Genomic DNA, 16635 nt, shown 5'->3' with positions numbered 1-16635 from the left:
GTTCTGACGCCACCATGCGCAGTGCGAAGAAGAGGATGCGGAACAATATGCATTGGGATCGCGCTGAAGCGAAGAGCGGTCTGAAGGGAGGAGACTCCTTCGACTGCCAAGCTCTCGTCCGGATTGCGGGTGTCGCGGCTATCGCCCTGACCGTTGCGAATTGCTCCTCCAAGGTGGGCGGAATCGACCCCAAATATGGTGTTGCCCCAAGCCCAAAGGTTATCGCCGATGGCCAGCCGGTTCCCAAGGGCGGCGGCAGAGACATGGTCGGCAAGCCATATACGATTGCAGGTCGTACCTACATTCCGTCCGAAACGCCTCGCCCCGCCGAGGGGCTCGCGTCCTGGTACGGTTCCAACTTCCATGGTCGCATGACCGCTAATGGCGAGATTTTCGATCGCGACTCGATCGCAGCAGCCCATACAACCATGCCGCTTCCGAGCTATGCGCGTGTCACGAACCTCCAGAACGGTCACTCCATGATCGTTCGTGTCAACGACCGCGGACCTTTCCATGGCAACCGTGTCATTGACGTTTCCGAGCGTGCGGCTGCAGCCCTGGGTTTCAGGAACCAAGGAACGGCGAAGGTTCGTGTGGAATACGTGGGGCGCGCTTCCACGAACGGCAGCGATGACCGCATCCTGCTCGCAAGCCTTCGGACCGATGGTCAGCCTGCAAGCCTCACCAATGCGGCTCCGACAATGATCGCTCAGGCCACTCCTCGCCCTGCGAATGCGCCACGCCAAGCCATCGGCATCAACTCTTATGAGCCCGAGGATGAAATCGAGGCTGCACCTGTTGCTGGACCGGCCGCTCAGCGGGTTGCCTCTTCCGCAATTCCGCTCCGGAGCAATGTCCCGCTCCCGCCCGAACGCCCATTCGACCTCGGCACGATTCCCGGCGCCGCGGCTCCTGGGATGAACCTGAGCTCCGCTGCTCCGAGTGTGATCCCGCCGTCGCGCCCTGTCGTGGCCGGGCTGTACTATGCTTCGCCTGAAAGCACTCAGACAGGCTTCCAGAAGGGAAGCCGGTTCAACACCCTGGATCAGTCGAAGTTCGTGGTTCGTTGAGTTCGGAGCCGTCTGAGGGCTGCCTGCTGCTTCCATCAGTGTGATCGCACACACGTTATCCTGGAATAACGTTGATTTGACGTTGACGCGCTACAGATTCTGGCTCTCCTAAGGGAAGAGCCCGGATAATTTACGATGCGTCAACTGCTGCCTGCCCGCTTTTTCACGTTAACCGTTTTTGCCTTCGCTGCCCTGGCTTGCTCCAGGGCTCTTCCATACGAAGCAAGGGCGCAAACCTTCCAGACGAGTGCGCCGACGGCGATCCTGGTGGACGCAGACAGTCATGCGGTTCTCTTCGAAAAGAATGCTGACGAACTGACCGCTCCCGCCAGTATGGCCAAGACCATGACGGTGGAAGTGGTCTTCAACGAGATAAAGAATGGGCGCCTGTCCTTCGACAGTACCTTCACGATCTCCGAGAATGCATGGCGCAAGGGAGGGGGCGGTTCGGGCGGCTCGTCGATGTTTGCCCAGGTCAACAGCACGATCCGCCTCGAAGACCTGCTGCGCGGGCTCATCATACAGTCCGGCAATGATGCGGCGATCGCCATCGCCGAAGGCGTTGCCGGCACGGAGGAGAACTTCGCGAAGCTCATGAACGAACGGGCCCGACAGATCGGCCTGACGAAATCCACCTTCCGCAATGCGACGGGTTATGGACACCCTGAACAGAAAGTCACTGTCCGGGATCTTGCGAAGCTCGCCATCCACATTATCGAAACCTACCCCGATCTCTACAAGATCTTCGGGGAGCGCGAATTTACCTGGAACAAGATTCGCCAGCAGAATCGCAATCCGCTGCTGGCGATGGATATTGGCGCAGATGGCTTGAAGACCGGAAACATCGAGGAGTCCGGCTATGGCCTCATCGGATCCGCCGTGCAGAACGGCCAGCGGCTGGTGGTGGTTGTCAATGGCTTCAAGACCGCCAAAGACCGGGCCAACGAATCCCGAAAGCTCCTCGACTGGGGTTTCAGGGCCTTTGAAACACAGCAACTCTTCGCTGCGGGACAGGTGGTCGGCGAGGCCCAGGTCTTCGGCGGCAGCAAGCGTTCCCTGCCGCTTGTATCCAGGAAGCCTATTCGTGTACTGGTGCCTCGTGGGGACGGCGAGCGGGTGACGGCTCGCATCATCTACACCGGTCCGCTCAAGGCCCCGATCCAGAAGGGAGCTGAAGTCGCCCGGCTTCAGGTCAACCGTGGTGAGATGCAGGCGCTCGAAATGCCGCTTTATGCCAATGAAGACATTCAGGAAGGCAGCCTGAGCCAACGCGCTCTGGACGGCCTTTTGGAATTCAGCACGGGCTGGGTGCGGCGCGCATTTACGAGTGTCATCGAAAGAATTTGATGGCAGGTCGGTTCATTACGTTTGAAGGCGGGGAGGGCGCGGGCAAGTCGACCCAGATCGCTAGGCTTAAAGACCGGCTGGAACAACTCGGTCACCCGGTCCTCGTGACGCGCGAGCCTGGCGGGTCGCCTCTGGCGGAGGAAATCCGCTCCTTCATCCTGTCCGGGCGCGCTAAGCCGCTGGGGCCCTTTGCTGAAGCCCTGATGTTTGCCGCCGCCCGGATCGATCACCTCGACAAAACGATCAAGCCTGCACTCAAGAACGGCACTACGGTGCTCTGCGACCGCTTTGCGGATTCGACACGCGCCTATCAGGGCTCATCCGGGGCGATCGCCCCTTCGGTGATCGATGATCTGGAACGGGTAGCGCTTGCCGGCACGAAGCCGGACCTGACTTTCATTCTCGATCTTCCTGCCGAGATTGGTCTTGCTAGGGCCGGCGAACGGCAGGCTCGGAAGGGCGAGGGGACAGACAGGTTCGAGGATGAGGGGCTCGCCTTCCACCAAACTCTGCGCCAAGCCTATCTCGCCATTGCGAAGTCCAACCCCCAGCGCTGTGCCGTGATCAATGCCGATCAGTCTCCAGATGAGGTCGAAGCAGCCATTTGGGCGACCCTGCGAGACCGCCAGCCTGACCTGACCGAACGCTCCGAGAGGCCTCTCGATGTCGCGTGACAATCAGGATGTCGTCGAGCCAGATCAGTTCGACGGGGCGCCGCACCCGCGAGATCAGTTTGCCTTGTTCGGCCACAAGGACGGCGAGGGGGCCTTCCTGGAAGGTCTGCGCAACGGCAGGCTTCACCACGCATGGCTGATCGGCGGCCCTCAAGGAATCGGCAAGGCGACCCTGGCCTATCGGGTCGCCCGGGCCGTTCTCGACCCTGCGAAGGTCAATGACCGGTTCATCGACAACCTGCAGGTCTCGCCGGAATCGGCCGTGGCGCGGCAGGTCTCGGCCTTGTCCCATCCGAACCTCTCGGTGCTCCGGCGGGCTCCTGCGACGGACAAGAAGGCGGCTTCGACAACCATCCCTGTTGATGCTGTCCGCAGGGCGCTCAACATGTTCGGGTCGACCGCAGCCGATGGAGGTTATCGGGTCTGCATCGTGGACAGCGCCGAGGATCTGACGATTTCGAGCGCCAATGCGCTCCTCAAGGTGATCGAGGAGCCGCCGCCGCGCTCTCTGTTCCTCATCGTGAGCCACGCCCCTCAACGTGTGCTGCCGACGATACGCTCCCGATGCCGGCGTCTGCTCCTGCGACCGCTGGAGGAAGCTCACATCAAGGCCGCCATTCATTCGCTAGGGGGGGCGTGGAGCGGTGTTTCGGAAGAGCTTCTCGACCAGGCTCTCCCTTACGGCGAAGGCTCGGTCCGGCGCACCCTCGAGCTTTTGGACGAGGAAAAAGTTGCTTTCATTGAGGAGGTTACACGGCTCCTGGAGGGTCTGCCGAGAGCTGACACCAAGCAGATCTATGCCTTGGCCGAGGCGCTCGCGAAGCGGGATGCCGACGACAGCTATGAACTGACCCTGGAGACCGTGGAGCGCTGGGTTTCCGGCAAGTTGCGCGAGCGTGCCAGCTTGGGCCCGACACGCCTTGCGCCTTTGGTGGAGGTGTGTGAGAAGATCGCCCGGACGGCTCGCGAAATCGACGTGTTCAACCTCGATCGCCGGCCTTTCATCCTCACGCTGTTCGACGACCTGGCTGACGCGGTTCGGCGAACGGCCTAAGCTCGCGTTGGGCGCTGCGTTCGAGATTTCAGAGTTTTAAGGATCCGCCATGGCCGACAAACAGAAATTCTATATCACCACGGCTATCTCGTATCCGAATGGCGCGCCACATATCGGCCATGCCTATGAGGTCGTCGCTGCCGATGCTATTGCCCGGTTCAAGCGCATCGACGGCTATGACGTGTTCTTCATGACCGGTACCGATGAGCATGGCCTCAAGATCCAGCAGACAGCGGACCGCAACGGCACAACGCCGAAGGCATTCGTGGATGAGATGGCCGCGAAGTTCCGCGCCATGGCCGACCGGCTGGATTGCTCCTACGACCGCTTCATCCGCACGACGGATGCGGACCATCTGCCGTCCACACACGAACTGTGGCGCCGGATGCAGGAGAGGGGGGATATCTACCTTTCAAAGTATTCCGGCTGGTACTCGGTTCGCGACGAGGCCTATTACGACGAGAGCGAACTGACCAAGCAGCAGGACGGCAGCTGGCGTGCGCCGACAGGCACGCCGGTCGAGTGGATCGAGGAGGAGAGCTATTTCTTCCGCCTCTCTACCTACCAGGATCGCCTGCTCGAGCATTATGCGGCGAACCCGGATTTCATCAGCCCCGAGACGCGCCGCAACGAGATCACAAGCTTCGTGCGCTCCGGCCTGCAAGACCTCTCGATCAGCCGCACGACCTTCAATTGGGGTCTGCCGGTTCCGAACGATCCGAAGCATGTGATGTATGTCTGGATCGATGCCCTCAATAACTATCTGACCGGCTGCGGCTTCCCGGACGAGAACAATCCGCGCTGGCATTATTGGCCGGCCGATGTTCACATCATCGGCAAGGACATCGTCCGTTTCCACACGGTCTATTGGCCGGCCTTCCTCATATCGGCGGGCCTGCCTCTGCCCAAGCGCGTGTTCGGCCACGGCTTCCTGCTCAACAAGGGCGAGAAGATGTCGAAGTCGGTCGGCAACGTGGTCGATCCGTTCGACCTGGCCGATACCTATGGTGTCGATCAGATCCGCTACTTCTTCATGCGTGAAGTGCCTTTCGGTCAGGACGGCAACTACTCGCATGAGGCCATTGTAAACCGCATCAATGCGGATCTGGCGAACGACCTCGGTAACTTGGCGCAGCGCTCGCTTTCCATGATTGCCAAGAACTGCGATGCTGCTGTGCCGCAGCCCGGCGCGTTCACCCAGGCCGATCAGGACATTCTGTGGTTGGCGGACGCGCTGCCCGCGAAGGCGAGGGCGGCGATCGAGGATTTTGCCGTCCACACCACGCTTGCCGAGATCTGGGCTGTAGTGGCGGAAGCTAACCGATACTTCGCCTCTCAGGAGCCCTGGGTATTGCGCAAGAGTGATCCTGCCCGCATGAACACAGTGCTTTATGTAACGGCCGAGGTTCTGCGCGCTGTCGGCATTCTGGCGCAGCCGTTCGTACCGACCGCTGCGGCCAAGCTTCTGGATCTGTTGGCGGTTCCCTCCGAGAAGCGTGTCCTGGCGGCTGTGGGCCCCGATCACCGACTGGCGGCGGGGACAGCCCTCCCGCAACCTGCGCCGATTTTCCCGCGTTATATCGAGGCGGAAGCATCCTGACGCTTCCGCTTTGAGGGGTCCCTTGGGGCCTCCAGCGGAAGCAGGCGATGTTTAAGACCTTCATGTTCGCGACGGGGATCGAGAATAGCATCCCGACCATCAACAATGGCCGCACCCGCATCGACCAGATGGAAAAATGCGGCCATTACAGGTACTGGCAGACCGATTTCGATCTGCTGGATGAGCTCGACATTCAGGTCCTGCGCTACGGGCCGCCGCTCCATACGACGTTCCTCGGACCGGGCCGTTACGATTGGTCGTTCGCCGATGTAACCTTCGGTGAACTCGAACGCCGCAATATCATCCCCATTGTCGACCTGTGTCATTTTGGCGTCCCAGACTGGATCGGCAATTTCCAAAATCCGGATTTTCCTGAACTCTTCGCTAGTTACGCCGCAGCTTTCGCTCGCCGCTTTCCCTGGGTGCAGCTCTATACGCCGATCAACGAGATGTTCATTTGTGCCCAGTTCTCCGCTGCTTACGGCTGGTGGAACGAGCAGATGCGCAGCGACCGCGCATTCGTCACGGCTCTCAAGCACCTTGTGAAGGCGAATGTTCTCGCGATGGAGCAGATTCTCAAGGTTCGCCCGGACTCGCTCTTCATCCAGAGCGAGTCCTCGGAATATTTCCACGCGGAGAACCCTAAAGCCATCAAGCCTGCCGAGATCATGAATGCCCGGCGGTTTCTCTCGCTCGATCTGAATTATGGCCGCCGCGTGGACTCGGAGATGTACGAGTTCCTGATGGATGGCGGAATGACCCGGGAGGAATACCATTTCTTCCTCAACCGATCATCCCTGCGCCACCATAGCATCATGGGGAACGATTACTACGTCACGAATGAGCATCGCGTCCGAGCGGATGGCACGACGGCCTCTGCAGGCGATGTTTTCGGCTATGATGAGATCACGCGACAGTACTACGACCGCTACAAACTCCCCGTCATGCACACCGAAACGAACCTGATGGAAGGTCCAAGGGGTGACGAGGCCGTCGACTGGCTCTGGAAACAATGGGCCAACGTTCTCTTGGTACGCAACACCGGTGTGCCGATCGTCGGCTTCACCTGGTACTCCCTGACGGACCAGATGGATTGGGATGTGGCCCTCCGTGAGGAGAACAACCGTCCCACCCCAGTGGGCCTCTATGACCTTGATCGCAATATCCGTCCCGTGGGGCGTTGCTACAAAAAGCTTATCGAGGATTGGTGCCATGTCCTGCCCGCCCAAAGCGTGTGCCTGACGATTCCTGTCGTGCCGCCTCAGGAAGTGTGGGAGGCCCACGTTGTCCGAAATCAGGAGAAGCTTCGCACGATGCGACATACGGAGGCTCGAGAGGACGAGGAGCCGGTCGCCACAGCAAAAAATGTTGGTCGCTAGACGAAGCAATCAATCCGATCTATGGAGCCCAAAGAGTTAACGGCCTCGGAGGAGGGCGCTTTCACCGATGTTGGTCGACAGCCATTGCCACCTGGATTTTCCGGATCTTCAGGCCCGCCTTCCCGATATTCTGGCGGCCGCCACAGCCGCTGGGGTGGGCCGGATGGTCACGATCTCGACCCATGTGGCGCGCTATGAGACCTATCAGGCCCTAGCCGAGGCGCATGGCAATGTCTTCTTCACGGTAGGGACCCATCCGCACAATGCAGCTGAGGAGCCGGACGTGCCGGCAAAGCGCCTGGTCGAGCTCTCAGCCCATCCACGCTGTGTCGCCATTGGAGAGGCAGGCCTCGATTACCATTACGACAAGAGCCCTCGGGATGTGCAGCGGAAAGTCTTTAGCACTCATATCGAGGCTGCGCGCGAAACTGGCCTTCCGCTCGTCATTCATGCGCGCAACGCCGACGAGGACATGATCGAGATCTTGTCGGATGAAATGAGGCGAGGGCGGTTCAGCGCAGTGCTCCACTGCTTCTCCTCAGGTGAAAAGCTCGCTCAGGTCGGCGTCGAACTGGGGCTCTACGTCTCCTTTTCCGGTATCCTGACTTTCAAGAATTCGGAAGAGATCCGCCGGGTCGCGGCTGCCACGCCCCGTGACCGCCTGCTGGTGGAGACAGACGCGCCCTATCTCGCTCCGGTACCGTTCAGAGGCAAGACCAATGAGCCGGCCTATGTGACGCACACAGCCCATGTTTTGGCTGACGTTATCGGCGTGACCGAGAGTGATATTGCCCGGATCACGACCGACAACTTCTATCGTCTGTTTTCCAAGGCCGCGCAGGCCGATACCGCTCGGGAGCAGGCGCACGCATCATGACGCTGAAATTAACCATATTGGGCTGCGGTTCTTCGGCAGGAGTGCCGCGCGTAGGCGTCGGTTGGGGAGCATGCGATCCAAAGAATCCCAAAAATCGCCGTCGTCGCTGTTCGATTCTTGTCGAGAGGGCAACGGCTGGCGCTGCAACGAGCGTTCTGGTGGATACGACACCGGATCTCCGCGATCAGCTACTGAGCATCGACGTGAGGCGTCTGGATGCTGTTCTGTATACCCATGAGCATGCCGATCATATTCACGGCATTGACGATCTGCGTCCGCTGGCGATCGTCATGCATAAGCGGATCCCCGTTTATGCCGACCGGATGACCGGAGAGTTGCTGCAGATCCGGTTTGGATATTGCTTCGAGGCGCCGGCCGGAAGCGGCTATCCGCCGATCCTGGAAATGCGTCACCTGAAGCCCGGCGTCATGATCACCATACCAGGGCCGGCCGGTCCGGTTGAGGCGATGCCGTTCAGAATGATTCATGGCGACATCGAAGCCTTGGGCTTCAGGTTCGGCAACGTGGCCTATGCCCCCGACGTCAGCCACATGCCAGAGGAGAGCCTTGGTTATCTCGAAGGTCTCGATGCCCTGATCATCGACGCTTTGCGCTACACGCCGCACCCGACGCATTTCTCTGTTGCCGAAGCGCTGGAGCTGATCGCGAAGGTGCGGCCGAAACGTGCCATCCTGACAAACCTGCATACGGATCTTGACTACGAGACTCTGCGCAGCGAGCTGCCTCCGCAGGTAGAGCCGGCTTATGACGGTATGCAGATCGCAATCGATTAGGTTGCGAATGCCGACTGTTAGACACTGTCGCTCATACTGAGCTTGCTGCTGCGGTCGCGCTGCAGAATATGCCAGCACAGGCCCAGGAGCGCGACGAGCGTCAGGCCGGCGATCGAGAGATGGCTGGAGTGCCCGGCAACGATAGACTCCGCTCCATGCGAGCCGTACAAGGTCTCCTGCCGGAATGATTGCACCAAACCGAAAAGACCTGTGACAAAACTGAGCCCATACAGGGTGAGCCGCTCATTCTCCTTCGCCAGACGGAGGAGGTCGGGCAGGAGGAGGGCAAGCCCAATTCCGTAGATCGGCAGGTCATAGTCATAAGCATAGGGGCTGACCAGGAGGGATGCGATCGCCGTTAAGCCGAGCACCTGCCGGAGCTGCATCCGGCGATAAACGGCATGAACAATCATCGCCAGTGAGATTGCTGCGACCAGGAACTGCGCGACAAAGGCCGCATTGGCTGGCAGGCCAAGAGTGTAAAGAGCTGCATAAATCGAGACCATCCGGAACAATGGGTACATTCCATGCTCCAGATAAACCCGGGCTTCCTTCGCGCCGGACAGCACGGCTGCCCAGATATCCGCTCCGAACAGGACCGTCACAAGAAGGGATGTTGCTATGACAATTGCCCCGGCTAAAGCAGCCACGCCCCAGCGTCGAGAAAGCAAGGTATAGGCGGCGAAGGCGATGGCGAGATGAGGCTTGATCACCATCAATCCCAGCGGCAGCCCGGCAACTCTTTGGTTGCTTTGAAGGCCAAGACAGGTAAGGCCGATAAGTGTTCCAGTGAGAAATCCATTCTGTCCGCAGGCAATCGTAATGGTTATCGCCGGAAAAAGAACGACCAGGGTCAGAGGCAGGTGCTCGCCTGCAATCCTTTTCAGGGTTGCCAGATAGGCGACAAAGGTTCCCACAGTGAAAAGGCCGTAGGCCAGCCCGCGAGGTAGAAAGGCCAGCGGCGCAATGATCAAATCGAATTGCGGCGGATAGGTCCAGGGCATGAAGGATTCGGTGCCGGAAGCCGCCCTCTGGACTTCAAGCATGGTGGTGAAATGATAAGCCTGCTTGATTTCGCCACGCCAGACCATCTGGGCGACGATGTGAAAGACATCGAAATCGACCAAAGGACGAGGAGCGGCACCTTGGGTTAGACTGGAAATCTGGACCATCTTGATCAGGAGCAGCACGGCTAAGGCGAGCCCAATGACGTGAATGTATCTTGCGCCTTTTGCGGAGGATGCCCGTGCGGCTTCAATGGTTTCGAAAATCATTTAGTGTGTCTGGCGTCCAAGAGAGTGCAGGCACGCGAGATTTCATGCCGAATGCCATACACGATCAGACGAGATTCGAATTCAACTCGACCATCCGGCCTAGGCTGGAAAGGCGCGCTAAGGAGATGGCATCTGTGACGCAAAGACACTGCCTGCCCCCATAGAGTTCAGTTCCATAATATATCTTATGCGAATTTGATATTTGAGAGAAATGGAGGAAGGCTGAATCTTCACTCGAATTGAGCCATTCAAAGCGAAAAGGATTTTAAACGCCCTGCTCTGCTCCTAACCGCCGCTTGCAAGTTTTCCCTTGCTGGTGGCAATCCGCACCAGGCCATCCCTCAGGCCCGCCTACAGGTCATCCAGAGCTTGCGCCCGACCGAGTCTGTTGAACCCGGGTTGTGTACACCGAGCAACGCCTGCAGGACAACCCGCGGTGATTCCCGATCCCGATGTGCAGGCTTCGCGGAGATCGAGCGGTTTGACGGAAAGCCAATTCCGGGCGCCGCCGTTTATCTCTCATGCGTGTGGATCAGGCTCCACGTACCTTTTTGCCGGTGGCTATCCAGGATCTGCAACAATGGCCCGTTTGGCTCGAGGTCGGTGCGACCCGTCAGATATTCCTCCATGAAATCGAACGGCATTGCCAATGGCGGCCTCGTTGCGCCGACACCGCGAATCCTGTTCTCTGGCCGGGATAGTCATTTTTCAGGCGCAATGAGTCACGCGCGGGAATAGGCGGGCAGGCATTCCTTGCAAAGTGCGGCGACGGAATGCGGAAATCGAAGAAGCGAAATTGACCGGATTACCGGAGCCGCCGAGAACGCCCTGTCGCAGACTCATCAACCAGTTTTAGGATAATTATGCCAATGGCACCGCATGCAGAATGCAGACCGGAACGTATCCCCATCAGGGGCGTTGTATCGGTTAGCCTTTGGTGTGTGCGTTCACGGGAGGCAATTTAGCCCAATGAAAGCTCAACCTTGATGACCGCGGCCGCCCTGCCCTCTATCGCTCCTTTGCCCCCGTCCATCTTCCAGGAACTCGCCACCGTCAGTCAGGCGGTGCTGGATGCTATGCCCACGGCCATGTATCTCTGCGCGGCGGATGGGAGCATTCTGCGCTACAATCGCTTGGCCGCCGATCTATGGGGACGCGGCCCCCGTCCTGGGGAGAATGGCGAGCGCTACTGCGGTTCCCACCGTCTCTATCACCCCGACGGGTACCCGCTCCCACACGCCGAGACGCCGATGGCGGTGGTCCTTCGCACGGGGCAGTCGGCGCACGGGCAGGAGGTCGTCGTCGAGCGTCCAGACGGAAGCCACCGCATCATCCTGGTTCACATAGACCCGCTGCTGGACGACGAGGGCGGCGTCCTTGGAGCGATCAACTGCTTCCAGGACATTTCCGACCGGAAGGCTATGGAGACCGAGTTGCGCCAGAGCCGGCAGGATCTCGAGGACTTCTTCGAGAACGGGGCCGTGGGGCTGCATCTCGTTGGCGCGGATGGGACGATCCTGCGCGCCAACCAAGCTGAGCTCGACCTCCTCGGCTACACGGCAGACGAATATATCGGACGCCCCATCGCCGACTTTCATGCCGACGCACCAGTGATCACGGACATTCTCCGGCGCCTGTCCCGCGGTGAGAGGCTCGACAAGTACCCAGCCCGCCTGAAGGCGAAGGACGGCTCGATCAAGCATGTTCAGATCACGTCAAGCGTCCAGTTTCACGACGGCGTGTTCCGCAACACCCGCTGCTTTACTGTCGACGTCACCGAGCAGTTCAAGGCCGACGAGGCTCTGCGCGAAAGCCAGCAGCGTCTGGCCATCACCTATGACCAAGCCCCTGTGGGCATCGCCGAGGTGGATGCGCAAGGGCGGTTTGCTCGGGTCAACGCCGCTCTCTCGGCCCTCATCGGCTATGCGCCCGATGAACTCCTCGGACGCTCCTTCATCGAGCTGACCTATCCCGAGGATCGGCAGATCGATGCGGACAGCTTCGGTCGCCAGGTTCGCGGCGAGGTCAAGCAATACGCGACGCAGAAGCGATTTTGCCACAAGGATGGCGGAATGGTGTTCGTCAACGTCCTCAGCTCGTCCGTGCTCGATCAGGATGGGCGGTTCAGGTATGGCATTCGGGTAATCGAGGACATCACCGAGCGGCTGCGTGCGGAGGAGCGCTTGCGCGAGAGCGAGCGTTCGGTTCGTGACCTGCTGGAGGCGCTCCCCGCCGCCGTTTATACCACCGACGCGCAGGGCCGGATCACCTACTACAACCAGGCCGCCGTCGCATTTTCCGGACGTACTCCGGTCCTTGGCACGGATGAATGGTGCGTGAGCTGGCGCCTCTACACCCCGGATGGCCGCCTCCTGCCCCATGACCAATGTCCAATGGCCGTTTCCCTACGAGAGGGTATTCCGATCCGCGGTGCCGAGGCTGTGGCCGAGCGCCCGGACGGAACCCGTGTTCCCTTCATCCCGTTCCCGACACCGCTACGGGATGCTGACGGTCACATTGTCGGTGCGGTCAACATGCTGGTCGATATCAGTGAGCGTAAGCGAGCCGAGGAACAGCAGAGACTGTTGATTGACGAGCTGAACCATCGTGTGAAGAACACGCTGGCCACCGTGCAGTCGATTGCCACCCAAACCCTCCGGTCGGCAGCGGATCTCTCGACCTTCGCCGGAAATTTCGAACCCCGGCTTCTGGCCCTGAGCAAGGCGCACGACCTTCTGACACGCCACTCTTGGACCGGAGTCTGCCTGCACGAGCTGATCCGGCAGGAGCTGACACCCTACAGTGGTGACGCGGCCAGCCGGGTTCGCCTGGGAGGTCCGGACATCATGCTGGAGCCGCGGGTCGGGCTTGCACTTGGCCTGGTCCTGCATGAACTGACGACCAATGCAGCAAAGTACGGCGCGTTATCTCCTGGACAGGGTCGGGTGACGGTGCATTGGACTATCGAGGAAACGCGCTCCGGCCTGGGCAACGTTCTCCAGATCGATTGGATCGAGAGCGGGGGGCCGGCTGTTACGCCGCCTGTCAAACGCAGCTTCGGCACCCGACTGATCAAGCGCAGCGTGACCCATGATCTGCAAGGCACGGTCAAGCTAGACTTCGAGCCCTCGGGTCTGCGCTGTACACTCGAGCTGCCCCTCGACCTGCACCTTCAGCGCGCGTCCGTTCAGTCTGGAGGTGATGAAGCGCAGGTTGGTGCAGTACGTGGTTGATGCGCGTCGTTCCCGTCGCGGCCTTGAAGCGACGCTTCAGACTCTGCTCGGGAAGACCCGACGCCGCCACGGCACCTGAATCCAGTCCCATATTTCTGGCGTTTCAACGATTGGTCCATCCCAATCTCAATCGAAATTCGCAGAAGGGCCGCAGACCGGGCATCTGATGTGGCCCTCCCTCAGTCTCACCCTTACGAAGCTGCTTCAGCCTCTGTGGCCTCGTCGAGGGCTGTCCAGCTGTGAGTGATCTTGGCAACGGCGCCCAGCATGATCGATGCCGAGCAATATTTTTCCTTGGAGAGCTCAATGGCGCGTTCGACCTTTGCCGGTGCCAGATTGCGACCCTTAACGCGGTAATCGACATGGATCGCGGTGAAGACCTTGGGATCCGTCTCGGCCCGCTCGGCCGAAACCTCGACCTCGCAATCACTGACCTGTTCGCGGCTCTTGCGCAGGATCTGCACCACGTCGAAGGCTGTGCACCCGCCTAAGCCGATCAGCAGCATTTCCATGGGGCGAATTCCGAGATTACGCCCACCATATTCCGGGGCACCATCCATCACCACGGCATGCCCACTGCCAGATTCCCCAACGAACATCATGCCGTCGACCCATTTGATCCGTGCTTTCATGTCTCTTCTCCACGTGACTGAGATTCGTTGAACATCTTTTATCCTGATTCCCCACCGGAATCGGGTTATGTAGCGCCACCGCGTGCAAGGAAATCCGCAATGAAGCCTTCTTCTGATATCGCACGGCTCCTGGAGATCATGGCGGCCCTGCGGACGCCCGAGACAGGTTGCCCCTGGGACCTGGAGCAGGATTTCTCATCCATCGCGCCCTACACGCTTGAAGAGGCCTATGAGGTCGTGGATGCCATCGAGCGTGGCGATCTGGCCAATCTTAAGGATGAGCTGGGCGATCTGCTGCTTCAGGTCGTGTTCCATGCCCGCATGGCCGAAGAAAAAGGTGTCTTCGCTTTCCCGGATGTCGTTGAGGCCATCACCCGCAAGTTGATCCGCCGTCACCCTCATGTATTCGGTGAAACCAAGGATCTGGCGCCGAAACAGGTGAAAGCGCTCTGGGATGAGATCAAGAGAGCGGAAAAGGCCGAACGCCGACAAGTTCGGGAAAAGATGGGATTGTCGCCAGAGGCCCATGAAGCCGGCTTTCTCGGCGGAGTTCCAACGGCTCTGCCTGCACTGACCCGCGCTCAAAAGCTGACGACCAAGGCTGCGAAAGTCGGCTTCGATTGGCCAGATCCAGAGCAGGTAATCGGGAAAATCCATGAAGAATTAGAGGAAGTTAAAGACGCATACTCAACTGGAAAGAGAGAGCGCATCGAGGATGAAATCGGCGATCTTCTGTTCTCTGTCGCCAATCTCGCACGCCACTTCGAAATCGATCCGGAAGCAGCGCTGAGGCGTACGAATGCAAAGTTCGAGCGCCGCTTCGGGGCCGTCGAGGAGGGGCTCCAGAACCAAGGGCGCAGCTTGCATGACGCCTCGCTGGAGGAGATGGAAGAGCTCTGGGTTCGGGCAAAGCTTGCCGAGCGGAATCCCTAAATCACTCTGGCAGTCGGGAAGCGGTTCAGAAAACGGGGCTCCTTGCCCGCGACGAGGCGCACTTGAAGGAGGGTATGGCCATTCTCCATGGTCCTGCGCTCCAGAATTTCCGTGTTCTCATGGAGCCATGCCAAGCCCCGTCCGTCCTCGGGAGCCACATCGACCTCATAGGCCTTCCTGCCCATGGCAAGGTGCTGCTCGATGGTTTCGAGAAGTTCGTGCACACCCTCCCCGGTCAGTGCCGAAATCAGAATGGGCCGTAGCTCCACACCGCTGCGATGAGAGGTGGTCGTCAGCCGTTCGCGGTCCTCAGGCGAGAGCAGGTCGGCTTTGTTCCAAACCTCGATGATCCTCCGAGTATCGTCAGGGTCAATACCAAGCTCACGCAGGACCACCGCCACATCCCCTGCCTGGGCTTCCGTCTCGCCGTGAGAGACGTCCCTGACGTGCAGCAGAACATCCGCCTCGACCACGTCTTCAAGGGTCGCCCGGAAGGCGGCCACCAACATGGTCGGCAGGTCAGAGATGAAGCCGACCGTATCGGATAGGATCGCCTTTTCACCGTGTGGAAGGTCGATTGCGCGCGTCGTCGGATCGAGGGTGGCGAACAGCATGTTTTCGGCCAGCACTTCTGCCCGCGTCATGCGATTGAAAAGCGTCGATTTGCCGGCGTTGGTGTAGCCCACGAGAGCCACGATCGGATAAGGCACCCTCCTCCGGCTGGTCCGGTGCAGCGACCGGGTTTTGACAACGCTTTCGAGGTCCCGCTCGATCCGGTTCATCCGTTCCTGGATCAGCCGCCGGTCTGCCTCGATCTGCGTTTCACCAGGGCCGCCGAGAAAGCCGAAGCCACCGCGCTGACGCTCAAGATGGGTCCAGGACCGAACCAGGCGGCCCTTCTGATAAGACAGGTGCGCCAGCTCGACTTGAAGCGTGCCCTCTTTCGTGCGGGCGCGCCGTCCGAATATCTCGAGGATTAAGCCGGTTCTGTCGATGACCTTGGCACCCCAGGCCTTCTCCAGATTGCGCTGCTGCACAGGGCTCAACGCACAATCCATAACAACAAGGCCGATCTCCTCGGCCCGGATCAGGGCTGCCAGCTCGTCAACCTTGCCGCTGCCGATATAGGTGGCAGGACGGGGTGATGAGAGTGGAGCGATCAAGGATTGAACAACGGATAAGTCAATGGCCAACGCAAGCCCGGAAGCCTCGTCCAACCGCGCTTCCGGCGGACGAGGGTTGGATGCCTCACCTTCGGGATCGCCCGCACCTAGCCGGCGTTTGCGGGTCAGATAGGGGCCGACCACGAGCGTCCTGGTGCCGGCAGCGACCTCTTTTTCAGGTTCGGCCAGTTCTGCGAGACGGTGTTCCCCCGGAGTGCGTGGTTCAGTCACCTCAAGCCTTTTCGCCAGCCTCGTCGATCTGGTCGAACAATTGGACGGGCTGTCCGGGCATGATGGTGGAAATGGCGTGTTTGTAAACCAGCTGAGAATGACCGTCCCTGCGCAGGAGAACGCAGAAATTGTCGAACCAGGTGACGACGCCCTGAAGTTTTACGCCGTTCACAAGGAATATCGTCAGGGGAATCTTCTGCTTCCGGACGTAATTGAGAAAGGTGTCCTGCAGATTTTGCGCGCGATCGCCCGCCATTGAAGTTGCCTCGCCAGCCCATCACCGCCGGTCTTGGCTATTGGGCCGCTTGTATATGGTTGTCCGCTATCGTGCGGTCGTTAACCGGCATGCATATTACAGGGCGAAGTTGACCATT

Annotated in this window: 14 protein-coding genes; 10 read left to right on the top strand and 4 right to left on the bottom strand. The window is 59.7% G+C overall.

Features of this window, described 5'->3' with window-relative positions; all coding sequences use genetic code 11:
• The first annotated feature begins 35 nt into the window (after window positions 1-35).
• The 8 genes from ACUXUR_RS02870 to ACUXUR_RS02835 all read left to right on the top strand — a co-directional run bounded on the left by ACUXUR_RS02870 (window position 36) and on the right by ACUXUR_RS02835 (window position 8795).
• Entirely contained in the window at window positions 36-1070 is a 1035-nt protein-coding gene (locus ACUXUR_RS02870) for a septal ring lytic transglycosylase RlpA family protein (protein ID WP_445500805.1), read from the top strand.
• Window positions 1071-1205: 135 nt separating this feature from the next.
• Complete coding sequence (locus ACUXUR_RS02865; RefSeq protein WP_445500804.1) at window positions 1206-2417, top strand: D-alanyl-D-alanine carboxypeptidase family protein; 1212 nt, start codon at window positions 1206-1208, stop codon at window positions 2415-2417.
• Window positions 2417-3091, top strand: coding sequence for a dTMP kinase (gene tmk, locus ACUXUR_RS02860; protein WP_445500803.1), 675 nt, complete (start codon window positions 2417-2419; stop codon window positions 3089-3091). The genes ACUXUR_RS02865 and tmk overlap by 1 nt, the downstream gene beginning before the upstream one ends.
• A complete protein-coding gene (locus ACUXUR_RS02855; protein ID WP_445500802.1) occupies window positions 3081-4145 on the top strand; it encodes a DNA polymerase III subunit delta' in 1065 nt (354 codons plus the stop codon). The genes tmk and ACUXUR_RS02855 overlap by 11 nt, the downstream gene beginning before the upstream one ends.
• A gap of 49 nt (window positions 4146-4194) precedes the next feature.
• Window positions 4195-5745, top strand: coding sequence for a methionine--tRNA ligase (gene metG, locus ACUXUR_RS02850; RefSeq protein WP_445500801.1), 1551 nt, complete (start codon window positions 4195-4197; stop codon window positions 5743-5745).
• Between the two features lie 47 nt (window positions 5746-5792).
• Window positions 5793-7124, top strand: a complete 1332-nt coding sequence (locus tag ACUXUR_RS02845; RefSeq protein ID WP_445500800.1) for a family 1 glycosylhydrolase — start codon at window positions 5793-5795, stop codon at window positions 7122-7124.
• Window positions 7125-7191: 67 nt separating this feature from the next.
• Complete coding sequence (locus tag ACUXUR_RS02840) at window positions 7192-8001, top strand: TatD family hydrolase (protein WP_445500799.1); 810 nt, start codon at window positions 7192-7194, stop codon at window positions 7999-8001.
• Window positions 7998-8795 (top strand): MBL fold metallo-hydrolase, encoded by a 798-nt coding sequence (locus ACUXUR_RS02835; RefSeq protein WP_445500798.1) that lies wholly within the window; start codon window positions 7998-8000, stop codon window positions 8793-8795. Before ACUXUR_RS02840 ends, ACUXUR_RS02835 begins: the two co-directional genes overlap by 4 nt.
• 17 nt (window positions 8796-8812) lie before the next feature.
• Here ACUXUR_RS02835 and ACUXUR_RS02830 read toward each other — a convergent pair whose 3' ends face one another.
• A complete protein-coding gene (locus ACUXUR_RS02830; protein WP_445500797.1) occupies window positions 8813-10069 on the bottom strand; it encodes a glycosyltransferase family 87 protein in 1257 nt (418 codons plus the stop codon).
• A gap of 986 nt (window positions 10070-11055) precedes the next feature.
• On the opposite strand from ACUXUR_RS02830, the gene ACUXUR_RS02825 reads away from it, so the two are divergent.
• Window positions 11056-13302, top strand: a complete 2247-nt coding sequence (locus tag ACUXUR_RS02825) for a PAS domain-containing sensor histidine kinase (RefSeq protein ID WP_445500796.1) — start codon at window positions 11056-11058, stop codon at window positions 13300-13302.
• Between the two features lie 191 nt (window positions 13303-13493).
• On the opposite strand, the gene ACUXUR_RS02820 is transcribed toward ACUXUR_RS02825, so the two are convergent.
• Window positions 13494-13934, bottom strand: coding sequence for an OsmC family protein (locus tag ACUXUR_RS02820; protein WP_445500795.1), 441 nt, complete (start codon window positions 13932-13934; stop codon window positions 13494-13496).
• A 99-nt stretch (window positions 13935-14033) separates the two neighbouring features.
• Between ACUXUR_RS02820 and mazG the strand changes: the two genes are divergently transcribed.
• Window positions 14034-14867, top strand: a complete 834-nt coding sequence (mazG, locus tag ACUXUR_RS02815) for a nucleoside triphosphate pyrophosphohydrolase (protein ID WP_445500794.1) — start codon at window positions 14034-14036, stop codon at window positions 14865-14867.
• On the opposite strand, the gene hflX is transcribed toward mazG, so the two are convergent.
• Both hflX and hfq read right to left on the bottom strand, forming a co-directional pair.
• The gene (gene hflX / locus ACUXUR_RS02810) at window positions 14864-16261 is read right to left on the bottom strand and encodes a GTPase HflX (protein ID WP_445500793.1); all 1398 of its coding nucleotides are present in this window, start codon (window positions 16259-16261) and stop codon (window positions 14864-14866) included. The genes mazG and hflX overlap by 4 nt on opposite strands.
• A gap of 1 nt (window position 16262) precedes the next feature.
• Window positions 16263-16517: an RNA chaperone Hfq gene (gene hfq / locus ACUXUR_RS02805; protein ID WP_009491222.1), complete on the bottom strand. Its 255-nt coding sequence runs from the start codon at window positions 16515-16517 to the stop codon at window positions 16263-16265.
• Window positions 16518-16635 lie beyond the last annotated feature (118 nt).

The sequence above is a fragment of the Microvirga medicaginis genome, assembly GCF_052658925.1.
The sequence above is the reverse complement of the archived record's forward strand: the minus strand, read 5'-3'. Positions and strand labels throughout refer to the sequence as shown.